We start from the raw sequence: 16659 nt of genomic DNA on the forward strand, positions 1-16659 counted from the left end.
ATCAGCCCACCGGTTCGCCGGCCGGCGGTCGCGACCGCCGGCCGGGCAGTGACGGCACGCCCGGCATCCGGAGGGGGCGTGCCGAACCGGCCGATGGCGTCGAGGTGCCGGGGTCCCGAAGGCTGCCGTACAGCGCGAACACGATCAGGCACATCATCCCGGCGCCGTACTCCCACGTCTCGACGACCAGAGACGCGCAGGCCAACCCGGTCAGCCCGGCCAGCAGCGGCACGGCGCGCGGATCAGTGGCAGACCGGCGGGCCAGCCGCACCAGCAGATAACCGAGCCAGCCGAGCAGCGCGATGGCGGCGATCGGGCCGAACTGCAGCGCCACGCTGATGAAGTAGTTGTCCACGAACACCTGCGGCCCGCCCGAGATCCGAGAGGTCGTCGCCGCCCCGGCGCTGCCGAAGCCGGAGCCGAGCAGCGGTACACCGTCGAGCAGGCCGGCCCACACGTCCAGCCGCTGCCGCAGGCTGCTCGCCCCGGTGGCGCCGAGGACGGCGAAGCCCGCCGCGACGCCGGCCGCGATGACGATCGCGAGCACCAGTGAGATCCGCCGGCGTACCCGGCCCGGCGAACGGTTGAGCAGCACGGCGCCGAGCGCACCACCCACCACGAGCAGCGCACCGGATCGGCTCGTGCTCAGGGCGAGCGCCACCGCGGCGGCGATCGCGCCCGCGTGCCAGAGCCGCCGGTGAGGGTGGGCGCCGGCGGTGAGCCAGAGCGCGATGTAGCCCAGCAGGTACGCGCCCGCAAGCATGCCGAGTTCGGCGTTGAACTCGGTCAGGCCTGGCGCCCGGAACACACCGTCGATGTACCGGATCGCGCGGTCTTCTTCGAAGCCCCACTCCACCAGGCGGGCGGGACCGATGATCAGCTCGGCGACTGCGGCCAGCCCGTTGGCGATGACGAGCCAGGACATGACGTCGACAAGGATCCGACGCTCGCGCTGGCCCAGCGCCGCCATGACCGCGATAAGCGCCAGCGGCAGCAGCGTGATCCGCAGACCGACCACCGTCTGCGCGATGCCGTGATGTGCGAGACCCAGCACCGTCCACAGCACCACCGCGGCACACGCCGCGGCCACCGGCCGCCACCACCGCAGGACGAGCGCGCGGTGACGGATCACGACGATGGCGAAGAGGACACAGACCACGGCCGCGCCGGACAGGCTCAGGACGTACTCCCGGCCACCGAATATCCAGCCGGCGGCCGCCTGGATGCCGAGCAACCAGAGCCCGAGCGGGGCGGCCAGCACGACCGCGACGTAGGCCAGCCCGATGGTCGCGGCGACCGAAAACGTGACTCGCCTCTTGGCCTTCATCGCGGGAATCCTTCACGGGCAGGGCTGGCGGACCGGGCGGCCAGAAGGCTCTCGTACACCCCGATCACCGCGTCCACGTGGTCCTCCCAGTCCAACCGGCCACCGTCGGTGGCGGCCGATGCCGACATCGTCTGGTATTCAGGGTCAGGCATGTGCGCGGCTCGTGCGAGCAGGCGGCGCAGGTCCTCCGCGGAGTCGAAGACCAGAGTGGAGCCGCCGGATGCCATAGGCGGCGCGGCGACCGCGCTGGCGATCAGCGGGCGGCCGGCGATCAGTGCCTCCGCGCAGGCGAGGCCGAACGTCTCGTGCCCCTGGCTGGGAAACACCAACCAGCCCGCCTGGCGCAGCGCCGACTCCTTGCCGGCCTCGTCGAGGTACCCGAGGTAACGCACTGAAGGCAGCTCGCCGGCAACCCGCTCGACCTCGGCGCGCAGCGGGCCGTCGCCGCCGATCAGCAGCGTGCCGTCGATCTGCGCGTGGCCGGCTTCCCACGCCCGCAGTAACAGGTCGATTCCCTTGTGCGGGCTCAGCGCCCCGAGAAACAAGAACGTGTCCCTGCGGCCGGTCGGCCAGCGCTGCCCCTGGCCGGGTGCGACGACTCCCAGCGGCACGACGCGGTCGGGCACCCGCCGTCCGCCGCGTGCCCGGCGGCGTACGAGCGCGCGGTTCCGCTCCGCCGAGAACAGCAGCAGCGTGCGGCGCAGCCGCCGGCCGATCCAGGCCGACCGCAGGCCGAGCAGGGCGTCGAGGGCTCCGGATCGCCCCAGGTTGCCGAGCGCGTTGTTCGGGTCGCAGATGGCCATGTCGTGCACCGAATGACAGGTCGGGTACGCCCGTGACAGCCGCGCCACGGGCAGGATGCCGAGCCCTTGCCAGTTGTGCACATGTACCACGTCCGGCGCGAAATCGCCCAGGTCGCGAGGGCGGAGCCCGGTCGGGTCGAGTAGGTCAGCGAGGTGCGTGACGACCTTGTGCAGCTTGGGCAGCCGGAAGGCGCGTTCGCTGAGCCGCGCGCCGACATGCCGGTCCACCGGCTCGGCGTGCGGTGACGGGCGGCAGAACACCGCGACCTCGTGCCCGCGGGTCAGCAGACCGCGAGTGAGGTCACGGATGTACCGCTCGGCGCCACCGCGGACCGTGAAAGAGGAATGGACCATGGCGACACGCATCCGGCTCACATCCGCCTCCGGCCGGGCTCCGCCGGCTGCTGCCGTACCGGTGGCTCCTCGGCGAGCAGAGCGACGAGGTGACCGGTCGCCTCGGCCCACGACCGCCCCGCCCCGGTCGCCGGCAGTGGGGCTTGGTCGATCCCGCGCAGCGCCTGTACCAGGGCGGCACTTGTCCAACTCGCCATCCGGATCGCCGCTCCGGCGGTCGCCTCGTGCAGGGCCGGATCGGGCGAGATGACCGCGCGCGTGCCCAGCGCGAGCGCCTCCGCCGCGGGAAGCCCGTACCCCTCGAAGTGGCTGGGCATGAGAAACGCGGCGGCTCCGGCGACGGTGTCCGCGTACTCGGCATCGGTGATGCGATCGAGAAACACCACCCGTTCCGCGGCGGCAGACCGGGCGACCGCCGTCTCGAACCGCTCGACGCGCTGACCGCCGGTCAGCACCACCAGTACGTATCCGGGCAGGGCAGCCATCGCCTCGACCGCCAACTCAACGCCTTTGTGCGGCGCGTGGCCCGCCACCACGAGGTACTTCCCGCCGCGCCCGCGGATACCGGCCACCGCGGCTGGCGGTGTGCCGGGTCCGGCGGCAAGGTCGCTGCCAGGGTGCCAGACCTGGGCAGCATCGGTGGGAACGCCGTACAGGCCGAGAAGGTCGTGCTGTGTCCGAGCGCTGACGCACAGCAGGCGGTGGGACCGGCGGATCGCCGTCGAGTAACTGATCCGGCGGTACTGGCGTACGGACGCCGGAAGGTCCTGGGGCCACAGCCGGAACGCCAGGTCGTGGACGATCGTGGTCACTGGCAGGCGGCTGCCGCGAATGGCGACCGACGGGCTCAGCGACAGTACGCGCGCCGGCTCCTCGCGGTCGGCCGGCTGCCCTGCGGTAGCGCGGCGGAGGGCGACCGTCGCGGAGGCGATGGTCTGGAAGCGGCCACCGCCCTGCTGGCTCAGCACATCCACCTCGGCAGCGCGTGGCGCGGGTGGCTGCCAGCCGTCCGGTGCCGCGACGATCTGCAGCCGGTGCCCCTCGGGCCAGTGCCGGACCAGTTCTGTCAGGACCCGGGTGATCCCGCCCGCGCCTACGCCGCTGCAGTCCAGGATCGTGCTGCGCCGGACGCGGTGACCATCCGGGCTCATGACCGCGGCCCGGCCTCGCGCGCGATCCACTCGGCCATGCGCGCCGCGAAGACATCTGCGGAGAATCGCTCGCTGCCGCGCTGTATCCGCCCAGCCGACAGCTCCGGCAGCCGCCGCACCGCGTCCGCGTACGCGGCCGGGTCAGAGCCGTCGACCAGGAAGCCGGTCTCGCCGTCGACAACCGTCTCCAGCAGACCGCCGCGGCGCGATCCGATCACCGGTGTCCCGCACGCCTGCGCCTCGACCGGGATGATGCCGAAGTCTTCATGCGCGGGGAAGAGCAGTGCGCGGGCTCCCCAGTACAGCTCGCGCAGGCGTTCCCGATCTGGCCGTACCTCGAACCTGACCGGCACTCGCGCGCTGGCGGCGGCGCGGCGCAGCCGGTCCTCCAGCGGCCCGGACCCGGCGATGACCAGCGGCAGGCCGGTGCGATCGGCGATCTCGATGACGAGGTCGAACCGCTTGTACGGGATCCAGCGACCAACGCCGAGAAGGTAGTCGCGTGCCTGGGTGCGCTGTGCGGCCGGCGGCGAGGCGAAGAAAGTTACGTCCACCGGCGGATTGATCACCACCGCGTCGCGCCGCCAGTACTTCTTGATCCTGCTCCTGACCTCTTCCGAGTTGGCGGCGTAGGCGTCGACGTGCCGGCTCAGCCGTACGTCCGACCACTGCAGCACCCGCCGGGGCAGGCGCAACAGCGGGTTCGAACCGCGGCCGTCGAACTCGGGACTCCACACATAGCGAGCCGGGGTGTGGACATAGCTCAGGTGGCGGGTCCGGTCGGGCGGGCCGAGCTTGACCGTGTGCGCGAAGGCGTGGCTGGACGAGATCACCACGTCGAAGCCGGACTCGCCTAACGTGCGCCACACCACGGGCATCAGCGGCAGCCCGAGTGCCTTGCTCCGGCGCAGCGGAGTGCGCGCCAACCACGTTTGGCGCAGCCCCAACCGGTCGGCGTCGACGTCGTGATCGGCCCACAGGACGTACCGCCGGGCGTGGGGAACCAGCCCGGCGATCGCCAGGAAGACGTTCTCCGAACCACCGGCCGACGCGAACCACTCGTGGACCACCGCGACCGATCGCCCGGTGAGCAGGGACGGCGTGCTGGAAATCGCCATCTAGCTGTACCGCTGCCACAGGTCCCGCAGCGGCTCCCACTTGCCTCCGAGGGTCTCCTGGCACAGCGTCTCCAGGTAGAACGCGGCCGACGTGCTGTCGTCCCGGTCCCACCAGATGCCGCACAGGGCGCGGTCGTCGGAGCCGCGGAACGCGTACTCCACATAGTTGCCCTGCGCGTTGGTCGACCCACCCCGCTTCCGGGCCGGCTGCTCCATGCCGGGCGCCAGCTCGAAGCCGTCGAGGTTCAGCCGGTTGCGGTAGGCGCGGGCGTCGTCCCGGTTGGCGGCCGAGTTGTACTCAGCGAAGTGGACGGACACGTTTCCGTACCGGCAGAAGACATGGACCTTCTCGTCCGACGGCAGCTTCGGCCCGTTCGGGTCGGTGTTGGCCGCGCACGCGCCGACCCAGGGCAGCCACGGCTCGGCCAGCACCGCCAGGTCGCCGGAGAACTTCTCCTTGTTTACCGCCATTTGCTGCGCCTCGTAGGGGCGGAGGCTGGTGTCGGGGCTGGGACTGGACGTCTCGTCGCCGGGCTGGTCGTCAGCGGTGCTGGCGCCGATGACGAAGCCCAGTGTGCCCGCCACCAGCGCCCCCACGACCAGGCCAATGGCCGCACCGAGCATCCATTTTGTCCGGCTCGGTGGCGCCGTCGGGGGAGCGCCGGGATAGCCGGCGCCCGTCTGACCGACCGCGGGATAGGCCACCGGCGGATAGCCGCCCGCAGTCCACCCACCACCTGCGTGTTCGGCGTCACGAGACGGGTTTTCGCTCACGAGCGGTGAGGTTATCAGCGTTGTGAGAGCTTCTCGTAGGCGAGACCTGAGCTGGGCATGTGGGTGGTCGCCTACGAGCCGACCAGTACCATCAGGCCATGTCACCCCGACCGCCTGTCACCGAGCCCGACTCGACACAGGGCCTCGACGTGCCCCCGGCCGGTCCGCCGCGTAGCGGAAGTGACGGGAAGGGCAAGCGTCGCCGGTGGCGCCTCATCGTGCTCATCACCTTGCTGGCGGTTGCCCTGGTCGCAGGTGGCGGAGTCTTGGCCGCAGGACTGTACTACCGGTCCGTGGAGGGCAGCATCGAGCGCGTCGAGGCTTTCCAGGACGTGCCTGTGGAGTCGCGGCCGCAAAAGCTCGTCGAGAAGGCCAAGAATCTGCTGATTCTCGGTAGCGACACGCGCGACCCGGCAAACACCGGTGGCTCGCGCAGCGACACGATCATTCTCGCGCATCTGCCCAAGGGGCGGCAGAGCGCGCAGCTGATCTCGATCCCGCGCGACACCTGGGTGTACGTGCCGAAGTCCAAGGACGGCAAGCGCGGCGGGCGGAATGCGAAGATTAACGCGGCATTCGCGTGGGGCGGCATTCCCTTGACGGTGCAGACGGTCGAGAAATACACCGGCATCCGCATCGATAATGTGGCTATTGTCGATTTTGCCGGATTCAAAGAGATCGTGGACGCCCTCGGTGGCGTGGAAATCACCGTCGAACGTAGCTTCACGTCGACGCATTCGCTGCAGCCGGGCAGCCGGCGCGAATTCAAGCAGGGCAAGCAGACCATGGACGGTGCCATGGCGCTCGACTACGCCCGCGAGCGCTACGCCTTCCCGGACGGGGACTTCGCGCGGATTCGCCACCAACAGGAGGTCATCAAGGCGATCCTCGACAAGGCGGCGTCCGGCGGCACGCTGGCGAATCCCGCCAAGCTGAACTCGTTCCTCCGCGCCACGGCCGATGCGGTATCAGTCGACGAGACCTTTGGGATCTTCGATACCGCGACGGAACTGCGGCACCTCCGCAGCGGCAACCTCACCTTCCTCACCAATCCCACCAAGGGCACCGGACAGGTGGGAAGCGAGAGCGTGGTCTTCGAGGACAAGGCGAAGGCCAAGTCGCTGTACGACGCCGTTCGCCGCGACGCCGTCTCCGAGATACTGAACGCTGGAGCGTAGAACTGTGACGTTAATTAATGGATTCTGGTGAAGGAGCTGCATAGCCACTATGGTGCTGGCAGCCGTCGAGCGCACGGGGTATGCGGTCGGCGGCTAATGGGGGAGGGCCATGAGCACGGGGAGTGTCTCGGCGGCCGGCGAAGTCACGACTGAGCTGCCGATCGTACGCATACGCGACAACGTTGCGGCGTCGCCTGGAGTGGTTCCGGCGGCGCGCCGGCCGGAGATGCTTCATCCCGAGCCCTCGTATCAGCCAGTTGACCACGACTCGACCGCCGTTCTGCCGTACGCCGGCTCGGTCGCGTCCCGGCGCACGCGCCGGCTGCGCGCGTGGATGCTGACCGCGCCGGTCGACGTTGTCGCGCTCGTCGCACCCCTGCTGATCACGGATCGATATTGGAAGGGCACGCTGAGCGCAGCCGGTCTCACCGTGGTCATCTTCACCGCGGGCGGCCTCTACCGTGCGCGCCGGCACATCAGCGTCCTCGACGAGCTGCCCAGCCTCTGCGGGCGGCTGTTCGCCTCCGCGGCCATCGTGTCGGTCATCGCCGCGCTGCGACACGACTCCGTCGAGTACGGAGCCGGGTTCATGCGCACTGTGGCCCTTTCCGCCGGGTTGGTCATCGCCGGTCGGGTCCTGACCAGGACCGCGACGTTGATCGCACGCAGGCGACGCTGGGTGGAGCACACGGCGGTCATCGTGGGGAGCGGCCCGATCGCGGTCGAGTTGGCCCGCCTCCTGCGTCGCTACCCCCAGTACGGCCTGCGGTTCGTCGGTTGGGTCGACTCGCCGGTGCGCGGCGGCACCGGCACGCCACCCGTGCTCAGCGCGGTCGACGACCTCGAAGCGACCATCGACCTGGTCGACTGTGAGGTCCTGATCGTGGCCGACACCGAGGTGCCGGAGTCCACGCTCATGGAGGTGCTGCGCCGGCACGAGTGCGCCAAGCGCGACCTCTGGGCCGTTCCCCGGCTGTGGGGATCGCGTTCCCAGGTCAAGCTGCCCGACCACATCGGTGCGATCCCGGTCGTCCGGATCAGCGACATCGAGCTGGCGGGCCTGCGCTGGGCGGTCAAGCGCGGCTCCGACATCGCTTTTGCCGTGTCGGCGCTGGTGCTGCTCAGCCCGATCTTCCTGCTCTGCGCGATGGCGACGAGGATCGAAGGCGGCCCGGGGATCCTGTTCCGGCAGGAGCGGATCGGGCGCTACGGAAAGCGGTTCGAGCTTCTCAAGTTCCGTTCGATGCGGCCTGCCGACGAGCAGGAGTCACAGACGACATGGTCGATCGCCAACGACCGCCGCGTCGGCCCCGTCGGGCGGTTCATGCGCCGTACGTCGCTTGACGAGCTGCCGCAGTTGTGGAACATCCTGCGCGGCGACATGACGGTTGTCGGGCCCCGGCCGGAGCGGCCGTACTTCGTCGAGAAGTTCTCCGCGGAACACCCCGACTACGCCATGCGCCACCGGGTGCCGGTGGGCCTGACCGGGCTGGCCCAGGTGAGCGGGCTGCGCGGCGATACCCCGATCTCAGACCGAGCGCGTTTCGACAACTACTACATCGAGAACTGGTCGTTGTGGCTGGACGCCAAGGTCGTACTGCGAACGATCGCCGAGGTGCTGCGCGGCGGCGGCCGCTGAACCTCAGAAGTTCAACTCCTTGCGAAGGTTCGTGACGATCTTGTGCAGGTCATCAGCGTCGGCCAAGGGACCCGTCATTCGCACGACCAGTTGACGATCGGGGTCGCCACTCGACGTGCTGCGCCAATAGGCCACGACCACGAGCCCGTACCGCTGCGCGCCGCCGAGCTCGGCGTACGTGGCGGACTCGCCGACCTGGATCCACTGGAGTCCCCAGGCTTCCTCGGCGCGCCGCATCGCGGTCTGGGTCTCGGGCGAACACGGTGACGGGCAGGTCCGCACGATGACCTCGCCGCCGATGCGGGGATTCTCGCCGGGCGGCATGCCGCAGAGGTAGCGGGCGTAGCCTTCGGACCGGCCGCCCGGGGTGCACCCCCAGCCCTGTGGCACCTTGAGTGGAAAGCCCAACCCTTCAAGGTCGGCGATGGTCTGCACCTGGTCGGTCGTCGCGAACGTTGGCCATTGCGCGGGCCACGAGCCATTCTGCGGCGGTTCGATACCGGGAAACATGGCGGCGGCGCTCGGCGGTGCCGCGGTTGTCGGATTCGTCGACGGATCGCCTCCCGACCCGCGGAGGGCGAGTGCGGTGCCTCCGCCCACAATCACCAGCAGGACGAGCGCACCGATGCCGACCCACAGCCCGGTGCGGGGCCGCGCGGGAGAAGCCGCCGGCGGTGCGGCTTGCGGCGGGTAGTACGCCGGGTACTGGGAGGGGCCGTCGGGTGGCGGCTGCCCGTAGGCCGGCGAGTACTGCATGGGGGTCGGCGAATAGGGGATGCTCGACGCCACGTGCGGCGGCACGGACATGTGCTGCGGCGGGCCTGACACCATGTCCGGCACGCCCGAGATCGAGTCCGGGGGAGCCGAGATGGAATGTGGCGGACCGGACACCGCATGGGGTGGCGTCGAGATCGGCTGGTCCGGTGGCGCCGAAACCGGTTGGGGTGGCGTGGCCCACGGGTTGACTGGCGTCATGGCTTCGAGCTGGATCTTCTGCGTGGGCTGCGTTGTCTCACTGTCCACCAGAGCACCGTCGTCCGCGGCAACCACGGCGCCTGCGGGGGCTGCGGCCACCTCGGGGGCTGCCGCCGCCTCCGTGGCCGCCGCCTCCGTGGCCGCCGGCGGAGTCGAGGCCGCCGGCTCGTCGACCCCGCCGAGGTCCGGCGGCATCGGCTGGTAGGCGATGCCAAGCGTAAGGAAGACCTGCTCCGCGCCGGGCCCACCGCCGCCGGCGCACGCGACCCAGGGGGAGGGGGCGGCGAAATCGGTGTACAGCACCCGCGGTCCGCCCGCCTGCGGCTGAGCTAGCGCGTTCGCCGCCGCGGCGAACGCGTCCCGCCACTGCTGGTCCAGCGCCACGGAGGCGTCGAGCAGCGCCACGGTCAGCGGCCTGCCCTCCGCGTCCACGGCCGACCAGACACTGCCGACCTGAGACGACCCCAACGCCTCGACCAGCCGATACGGACTGTCTGGCTGCATCCCCTCAACCTCCCGGGTTCCCTGCGGATACTAGCGACGTCAAGCACGTTGTTTTCACAGACCCGTCCTTTGCGTGAAACGCTGCTTGAGGGTGCGACCACCAGGCAAAGGGAGGGGCTGACGTGCCGCGTGAGCGTCGATCGTTTGAGGCAAGGGAAGTTTCACGACGCTCTCGGGCTCACGGCCGGCGAGGAGCGAGAGGTCAGAAGTGGCCGGCTGACAGTTCTCTGGATCACTGTCGGCTGTCGTCGTCCAGTGACCTGAGGCTCAGTACCGCGCGGCGAGGGGCGACCGATACGGCTTGCGAGGCGTGCGGCCGTGGCTGTCGCGCCGCAGCGCTCAAGGTGGCGTCGATCGCTTGGCGCGACAGCGTCGATCAAGGAGATCTCCATCGATCAAGGGCGAATGCACGTGAAAAAGAGATCCAACCACGTGCATTCGCCCTTGATCGGCGGAACGGGGGGTGGGGGTGGGGTTAGGGGCAGAGGAGGCGAGCCGCTGCCCAGTCGCCGTGGTCGGCGCCGTTGCCGTTGCCGCCGTCCGTCACGCGGAGCTCCAGCTGGGTGCCGCCGGTCACGTCCGCCACGATCCGCTCCGCCTCGGCGGCACCGGTCAGCACCCCGCTCGCCGCTCGCCGCACCCCGTCGACCCAGACCTCGAACGCGACCGAGCCGCTGTTGCCCATCTCGTCGTCGACGCCCACGTCGGCGCGGAATGACGTGCAGCCGGCCGGGATGTCGACCACGACGCGGGACGTCGCGTGCGCGCCGATGCCCTTCTCATAAACGGTGCCACCGATGGTGATCGGGCGGCCGTCGCCGGCGGGCTGCTCGGCGTTGCTCATGTCGCGTTCGACCGGGCCCCAGCCGTTCTCGGCGACCAGGAACGGCAGGTCGCTCACCCACCGCCCGCCCGCCGGCAGCGGGGCGCGCACGGTGGCGGTCGCCTCGACGGTGACCGGGAAGCCGTTCGATTGTGCGGTGACGGTGGCCGTCAGATCGTAGGCCCCGAAATCGGTGGACGCGGGTGCGGTCACGGTGAATTCCCTTGGGCCCGCGGGCGTGACGGTCCAACCTTCCGGCGCCGCCAGCGTGACCGCGACATCCCCAAGCGCGCAGCGCTCGGTGACGGCGACGGTCACGGGGTGCGGCTCGCCGGGGCGGATCTGGCCGTCCGTCGCCAACGCGACGTCCGGTGGGCAGGGCGCGGAGGCGCGGGAGTCCGGTACGCCGTCCGCACGGACCTCGGAAGCGGAGAGCGGTCGCAAAACCAAGCTGTACTCGTGCGTCCGGGTCGGGGAGACGCGGTACTCGCTGAGCACCGAGTTGGGCGTCTCGCCCATGCCCGTCTCGCCGGCCGCCGCGTGCAGCGTGACCCAGCCGTTGTTGCGTACCAGCGGGAGCTGGAAGTCGTACTCGGCGCGAGCCAGCTCGTCGTACGGTGTCACGCTCACGTCGATGTCGCCGCCGACGAGCAGGCCGCCCCGCCCGTCGTGCAGGGTCGCCCACCGCGCGCCGGTGTGGTTGCCGTACGCCTGTGGCCGCGAGTACCGGACGTACTCCTTGTCGACAGTGGTGCGCCACACGCCGGTGAACGCGCCACTCGACCGGTCGTTGTAGGTCTCATGTGGACCCTTGCCGTAGTAGGCGAACTGGCGCATCGAGTCGGGCACCTGGACCTGCACGCCGACCCGGGGCAGGTACGGCAGGCGGCTGGCGCCCGATCCGCGCGGCGTGACCCGGTGGTCGAGCGTGATGGTGCCTCGCCCGTCGATCCGGTACCGCATGACCTGCTCGATCTCGAACGTAGCTGAGCCACGGGCGACGCTGCGCACCTCCACGACGGCGGAGCCGTCCACGGTGGACGATGTCACGCCCGTCACCGAGGTCTGGAGCCGGTCGAGGCCGAGCTGGTGCCAGATCTCCCGATCGGCGGTGCCCCAGCCGTACGTCTCGTTGCTGGTCGGCGGCCGGTACACGTCGAGCTGCGGGCCGGTGCGCAGCAGTTCCCGGCCGTCCGAGGCCATCGAGCTGAGCGTGCCGGTGGCGGTGTCGAACGTGTACCGCCAGCTCTTGCCGGACACGACGATCGTGTCGCCGTCGTTGGACAGGCGCGCGGTGCCGGTCGACGGCCGCTGTACGCCGGGCACCACGCGACCGCCCGCGTCGAACTCGTCCCAGCCGTACCGGAGGCCGTCGTCGCCGACCGCCTCGATCTGGAACCGGCGGGCGCGGTCGTGCGGGTTGGTCGACGGCGTGGGGATGCCGATCGACACGGTTTCGCCGGGGGAGAGGCGCAGGCGCCGGCTGCCGTCGCGAAGCGTGCGGTCGACCTCGACGAGCTTCCAGCGCAGCGTCACGTCGAGCGCGCCAGCGGTCTGTTCATTGTGGACGCTGACCTTGCCATCGGCGGCGCGGGTGAACCGGATGGGGGCGTGTGCCCACGCCACCTCCACGGTCTCAGGCTGGAGGTACCGGTCGGTGCCGACCATGCCGTCGGTGCCGGAGAGGCTGATGCCCAGGCTGTCGAAGTCGCCCTTGTGCTCGACGCTGTCGAAGTCGAGGGCCAACGCTGCGGCCGGTGGTGTGGCCGAGGGCGGGACGGCGGCGCCATACACCCGTGCCCAGTCGACGGAGCCGCGGGCCAGCCGGGTGCGCAGGTCGTCCTGCTGTGTCTCGGCGTTGCGCCCGATGTTCACCTCGTAGAGGCCAGGGTCCAGGGTGCCGGTGCGGGCGGCGGTCGCCACCTCGACACCGTCGATGAACAGCTTCAGAGATGCGCCGTCGTACACGCCGGTGACCCGGTGCCACGCGTCGTACCAGTCGGCCGGCACCGGCGCGGCGACCGCGGCGAAGCCGGCGCCCGTGGTCACCCCGAACTCCAGCGTGGTCCGGTCGCGCATCTGGAGGGCGTACGCGCGGCCCTTGGTGACGATCGGGAAACTGCCCGCCCATTCGCCGGGCCGCACCCGCGCGTCGAGCGTCACGGCGCTGCCCGTGAAGTCGAGCCGGGGGTCGCGGAACGTGCTGACGAAGTCGTCCAGACTGGACAGTTCGAGGTTGCCGGACGCCACGGTGGGCTTGCCGACGAGGAACGCCTGGATGCCGTTGGGCGACGAGTCAGGCGTGAGATACAGGGGCTGCCGCAGGTTGGCCTCCGCCCAGTCCCAGATGAACCCGCCCTGCAGCGACGGGTACTGCCGGACCAGCGCCCAGAAGCGGTCGAAGTTGCCCAGGCTGTTGCCCATCGCGTGGGCGTACTCGCCGAAGACGATCGGGCGGGTGGCGGTGCGGCCGATCGACTCGACGTAACCCGGTGTCGGGTAGCGCGGCCCCCAGACGTCGGCGAAGGGAGCATCGCCGTTGGGGCTGTTGGACTGGTGGTACAGCAGCCGGGTCGGCTCGTTGGCGTCCGCCCACGTGGCCATCGCGAAGTGCGCGGTGCCCAGGCCCGCCTCGTTGCCGGTGTCCCAGATGATGACGCTCGGGTGGTTCTTGTCGCGGGCGACCATCGCCTGGAACCGGTCGGCGAACGCGGCCTGCCACTCGGGCCGGGAGGCGAGACAGTTGTTGGGGCAGTTCTCGTGCGAGTGCGTCTCGATGTCGACCTCGTCGGCGATCCACAGCCCTTCGCGGTTGGCGAGGTCGTAGAAGTACGGGTCCGAGGGGTAGTGCGAGGTGCGTACCGCGTTGATGTGCAGCTTCTTCATCAGCGCGACGTCGCGGCGCTGTGCCGCCCGGGTGACGTGCCGGCCGGTCTCCGGGTCGGTCTCGGCGCGGTTGGTGCCCTTGATGAGCACCCGCTGACCGTTGACGAGCATCTGAGCGTCCCGCACTTCCACTTCGCGGAAGCCGACCGCCTGCGCGGTGGTGTGCGTGACCCGGCCGTCCGGCCCGAGCAGCTCCAGCACCAGCGCGTACAGGTTGGGCGCGTCGGCGCTCCACTTCAGAGGGTTGGACACGGTGGCGGTGAGCGTGCCGGTGCCGGTCATCTCCAGAACGCGACGGCCGGCGCTGTTCAGCAGCGTCCCGCGCACCGTGTAGCCGTCGGCAGGGCCACCAACCGCCACCCGCGCCGTCAACACCGCATCCACATAGGACTCGTCGAGGTCGGTGGTGATGTACGCGTCGCGCAGGTACGTCCGCGGCGTGCTGTACAGCCAGACGTCACGGAAGATGCCGCTGTAGCGCCACTGGTCGACGTCTTCCAGGTAGGCGCCGGAGCCCCAACGGTGCACCTGCACGGCGACGCGGTTGGTGCCCGGGTGCGTGAAGTCGGTGACGTCGAACTCGGCTGGCGTGTACCCACCCTGGTCGTACCCGACGTACCGCCCGTTGACCCACACGAAGTACCCGCTGGTGACGCCCTCGAAGCGCAGGAGGCTCCGCCGGCCCGACCACGACGGCGCCACCTGGAACGTGCGGACGTAGGCACCGGTGGGGTTGACGTCGCGCGGGACCCGCGGTGGGTCGTCGGGCCAGATCTCCTCGGGAATGTTGCGGAACATCGGGTGGTCGACGAAGTCGGACTGCCACGTGTGCGGCACGGAGGCGGTGGGCCAGCCTGATACGTCGTACTCGGCGGCGTGGAAGCCGGCCGGCAGGTCACCGGGGCGGTCGGCGATGGTGAGCTTCCAGTCGCCGTTGAGCGAGGCGGTCCACGGCGACCGAACACTGTGGTCGGTGATGTCAGCGGCGGCGGTGCGGGCGTCCGCGTACGGGCGAAGGAGCGCGTGCGGCTGCTCCTGTCCCTCGCCGGTCATGCCGGGATCGTCGAGGTACCGGTAGACGTCGTCCACTGTGACCGGCCCGGAGGCCGGTGACGGTGCCGCGCTGGCGGGCGCGCCGCCGGGCCACAGCAGGACCGTGATCGCTAGGGAAGCCAGCACAGCACGGCGCGACATCGACAGCCTCCCGAACTCGGATCACACAGACCCGAACACAGCCCGACAACTCCGCACCCTTCCTAACATTAATCGGGACCCATATTCAAGGGGTTCACATAAGGTCGACGACGGCTATCGAGCCCTCGACCAGGCTGCCGAGGTAGAGCCGCCCGCCGTGCTCGCGTACCCCGGTGACCAAGTGGTACTTGTCGCCGGCACCCTGCAGGTCGGCGACCACCCGCCCGGAGTCGTCGACGGCCATCGCCCACGCTGTGCGCACCGGCTGCGGCTGCAGGCGTTCGGGCAGCGCCCAGACCGTCCGGCGGATCAGCGGCGTGCGAGCGTGCGCCCAGTCGAGTACGCGGTTGCGGGGGCTGCCGATGGCGATCCAGATCCGGCCGTCTGATCCCGTGCTCAGGTTGTCGGGAAACCCGGGCAGGTTGTCGACGAGCGTGTCCCGCTGCCCCGCCCGCGCCCCGGTCAACCACAGTCGCGTGAGCCGGTACGCGCCGGTCTCGGCGACGACCACAAAGGACTCGTCGGCCGCCAGTGCCACGCCATTGGCGAACTGCAACCCGTCGAGCAGTACGTCGACCGCCCCGTCGGGCGTGCGGCGCAGCAGCCGCCCGGTGCCGGAGTGCTCCATCAGGTCGCCCCGCCAGTACGCGAGCGGGAAGCGGCGCGTGGAGTCGCTGAAGTACACGGTGCCGTCAGCCGCGATCGCGGCGTTGTTGCACACCGTGAGGGCGTCTCCGGCCGGTACGAGGGTAGCCATCTTTCGCGATGCCGGGTCGACGTGCAGCAGCCCGCGATAGGCGTCGCAGACCAGCAGCGTGCCGTCCGCGGCGATCTCGATGCCGAGCGGCCGCCCGCCCGTCTCGGCGACGACCTGCGGGGGCCCGGAGGACGGGAGCGCGAGGATGCGACCGTCCTCCAGGCCGGTGTAGAGCGTGCCGTCGGGGTGGACCGCCACGTCTTCGGGGCCGGCGCCGTCGACCGGGAGCAGGTGCGGCGCCGGCATCGGCGGCTCGCTGTGCGCCTGCCGGGCGCGCGGCGGGGCCGGCGGTGGCGACCACACCACCGGCCGGATGCGCGGCCGGCTCATGCGGGCCGGGCGAGCAACTCGGCAAGGCTCGTGGGTGGGTGCCCGGCCACCTTGGCCACCGCGTCGCTGACCGGCAGGAGCTCCCCGGAGGCGATCGCGAGGTACGTGCTGACCCAGGCGTCGACCTGCCACTTCGGTGCTCCGTACGAGGCGCGGGAGGCGTACGCCTCGTCGATGCTCTCGTCCAGGAAGGTCACCGGCCGGCCGGTCGCCTCGGTGAGCGCGGCCGCCATCTCGGCCATGCTGAGCGCCTCGGGGCCGGTGAGGTCGTACGTGGCGCCCCCGTGCGCCTCCGGCGCCAGCAGCACAGCCACGGCCACGTCGGCGATGTCGTCCTGCGCCACCACGGCGGCCCGCCCGCTGCTGGCCGGCCCGCGGATCACCCCGTCGTCGCCGGCCATCATCGGCACGAAGTCCATGTAGAGGTTGTCGCGCAGGAACGTGAAGGCCAGCCCGCTCGCGCGGATGTGCTCCTCGGTCGCCCAGTGGTCGCGCGCCAGCGTGAACGTGGCGTCTGGCGCGGCGCCGAAGAACGACGTGTAGACGAGCCGGGTGACCCCGGCTGCGGCCGCCGCGTCGACGAACGTGCGGTGCGCGGCGACCCGGTTGGGCTCCTCGGCGCCGGACACCATGAACACCGTCTCCACGCCCTCCAGCGCCCGCCGCGCCGCGTCGGCGTCGTCGTAGGTGGCCTGGACGACCTCGGTGCCGTCGAGGGCGGGCGCGCGGGCCGGGTCGCGCACCACGAGGCGCTGGCGGACACCGCGTTCGGCCAGTTGGCGGGCAACCCGCCCGCCAAGCCGCCCGGTGGCACCCGTAATCGCAAGAGCAGCGTCCATAGCCATG

Annotated in this window: 11 protein-coding genes; 2 read left to right on the forward strand and 9 right to left on the reverse strand. The window is 70.6% G+C overall.

Going from position 1 to position 16659, the window contains the following annotated elements; genetic code table 11:
- Window position 1 precedes the first annotated feature (1 nt).
- The 5 genes from QMG73_RS21610 to QMG73_RS21630 are packed head-to-tail and all read right to left on the reverse strand — an operon-like array spanning window position 2 to window position 5527.
- Window positions 2–1327, reverse strand: a complete 1326-nt coding sequence (locus tag QMG73_RS21610; RefSeq protein WP_281898382.1) for an O-antigen ligase family protein — start codon at window positions 1325–1327, stop codon at window positions 2–4.
- Window positions 1324–2496: a glycosyltransferase family 4 protein gene (locus QMG73_RS21615; RefSeq protein WP_281898384.1), complete on the reverse strand. Its 1173-nt coding sequence runs from the start codon at window positions 2494–2496 to the stop codon at window positions 1324–1326. Before QMG73_RS21615 ends, QMG73_RS21610 begins: the two co-directional genes overlap by 4 nt.
- A 5-nt stretch (window positions 2497–2501) precedes the next feature.
- Window positions 2502–3635 carry a glycosyltransferase family 4 protein gene (locus QMG73_RS21620; protein WP_281898386.1) on the reverse strand — a complete coding sequence of 378 codons (1134 nt, stop codon included), beginning with the start codon at window positions 3633–3635 and terminating at the stop codon, window positions 2502–2504.
- Window positions 3632–4753: a glycosyltransferase gene (locus tag QMG73_RS21625; protein ID WP_281898388.1), complete on the reverse strand. Its 1122-nt coding sequence runs from the start codon at window positions 4751–4753 to the stop codon at window positions 3632–3634. The genes QMG73_RS21620 and QMG73_RS21625 overlap by 4 nt, the downstream gene beginning before the upstream one ends.
- Window positions 4754–5527 carry a hypothetical protein gene (locus QMG73_RS21630; RefSeq protein ID WP_281898391.1) on the reverse strand — a complete coding sequence of 258 codons (774 nt, stop codon included), beginning with the start codon at window positions 5525–5527 and terminating at the stop codon, window positions 4754–4756. It abuts the gene before it with no gap.
- Between the two features lie 98 nt (window positions 5528–5625).
- Here QMG73_RS21630 and QMG73_RS21635 point away from each other — a divergent pair, with 98 nt between their 5' ends.
- Both QMG73_RS21635 and QMG73_RS21640 read left to right on the forward strand, forming a co-directional pair.
- Entirely contained in the window at window positions 5626–6705 is a 1080-nt protein-coding gene (locus tag QMG73_RS21635; protein ID WP_281898393.1) for an LCP family protein, read from the forward strand.
- A 109-nt stretch (window positions 6706–6814) separates the two neighbouring features.
- On the forward strand, window positions 6815–8344 hold the full coding sequence (locus tag QMG73_RS21640; protein ID WP_281898395.1) for a sugar transferase: 1530 nt from the start codon (window positions 6815–6817) through the stop codon (window positions 8342–8344).
- Between the two features lie 3 nt (window positions 8345–8347).
- Here QMG73_RS21640 and QMG73_RS21645 read toward each other — a convergent pair whose 3' ends face one another.
- The 4 genes from QMG73_RS21645 to QMG73_RS21660 all read right to left on the reverse strand — a co-directional run bounded on the left by QMG73_RS21645 (window position 8348) and on the right by QMG73_RS21660 (window position 16658).
- Window positions 8348–9823, reverse strand: a complete 1476-nt coding sequence (locus QMG73_RS21645; RefSeq protein ID WP_281898397.1) for a hypothetical protein — start codon at window positions 9821–9823, stop codon at window positions 8348–8350.
- A gap of 475 nt (window positions 9824–10298) precedes the next feature.
- Window positions 10299–14726 (reverse strand): glycoside hydrolase family 2 TIM barrel-domain containing protein, encoded by a 4428-nt coding sequence (locus tag QMG73_RS21650; protein ID WP_281898399.1) that lies wholly within the window; start codon window positions 14724–14726, stop codon window positions 10299–10301.
- 94 nt (window positions 14727–14820) lie between these two features.
- Window positions 14821–15813, reverse strand: a complete 993-nt coding sequence (locus tag QMG73_RS21655) for an SMP-30/gluconolactonase/LRE family protein (protein WP_281898401.1) — start codon at window positions 15811–15813, stop codon at window positions 14821–14823.
- Window positions 15810–16658, reverse strand: coding sequence for an SDR family oxidoreductase (locus tag QMG73_RS21660; RefSeq protein ID WP_281898403.1), 849 nt, complete (start codon window positions 16656–16658; stop codon window positions 15810–15812). The genes QMG73_RS21655 and QMG73_RS21660 overlap by 4 nt, the downstream gene beginning before the upstream one ends.
- Between the last annotated feature and the right edge of the window lies 1 nt (window position 16659).

Source organism: Phytohabitans aurantiacus (assembly GCF_027923225.1).
Lineage (GTDB): Bacteria > Actinomycetota > Actinomycetes > Mycobacteriales > Micromonosporaceae > Phytohabitans > Phytohabitans aurantiacus.

Coding starts and splice junctions, on each gene's coding strand:
- QMG73_RS21645 (WP_281898397.1), bottom strand. CDS start 9,823: ATGCAGCCAGACAGTCCGTATCGGCTGGTCGAGGCGTTGGGGTCGTCT.
- QMG73_RS21660 (WP_281898403.1), bottom strand. CDS start 16,658: ATGGCTATGGACGCTGCTCTTGCGATTACGGGTGCCACCGGGCGGCTT.
- QMG73_RS21620 (WP_281898386.1), bottom strand. CDS start 3,635: ATGAGCCCGGATGGTCACCGCGTCCGGCGCAGCACGATCCTGGACTGC.
- QMG73_RS21655 (WP_281898401.1), bottom strand. CDS start 15,813: ATGAGCCGGCCGCGCATCCGGCCGGTGGTGTGGTCGCCACCGCCGGCC.
- QMG73_RS21625 (WP_281898388.1), bottom strand. CDS start 4,753: ATGGCGATTTCCAGCACGCCGTCCCTGCTCACCGGGCGATCGGTCGCG.
- QMG73_RS21635 (WP_281898393.1), top strand. CDS start 5,626: ATGTCACCCCGACCGCCTGTCACCGAGCCCGACTCGACACAGGGCCTC.
- QMG73_RS21640 (WP_281898395.1), top strand. CDS start 6,815: ATGAGCACGGGGAGTGTCTCGGCGGCCGGCGAAGTCACGACTGAGCTG.
- QMG73_RS21615 (WP_281898384.1), bottom strand. CDS start 2,496: ATGCGTGTCGCCATGGTCCATTCCTCTTTCACGGTCCGCGGTGGCGCC.
- QMG73_RS21610 (WP_281898382.1), bottom strand. CDS start 1,327: ATGAAGGCCAAGAGGCGAGTCACGTTTTCGGTCGCCGCGACCATCGGG.
- QMG73_RS21650 (WP_281898399.1), bottom strand. CDS start 14,726: ATGTCGCGCCGTGCTGTGCTGGCTTCCCTAGCGATCACGGTCCTGCTG.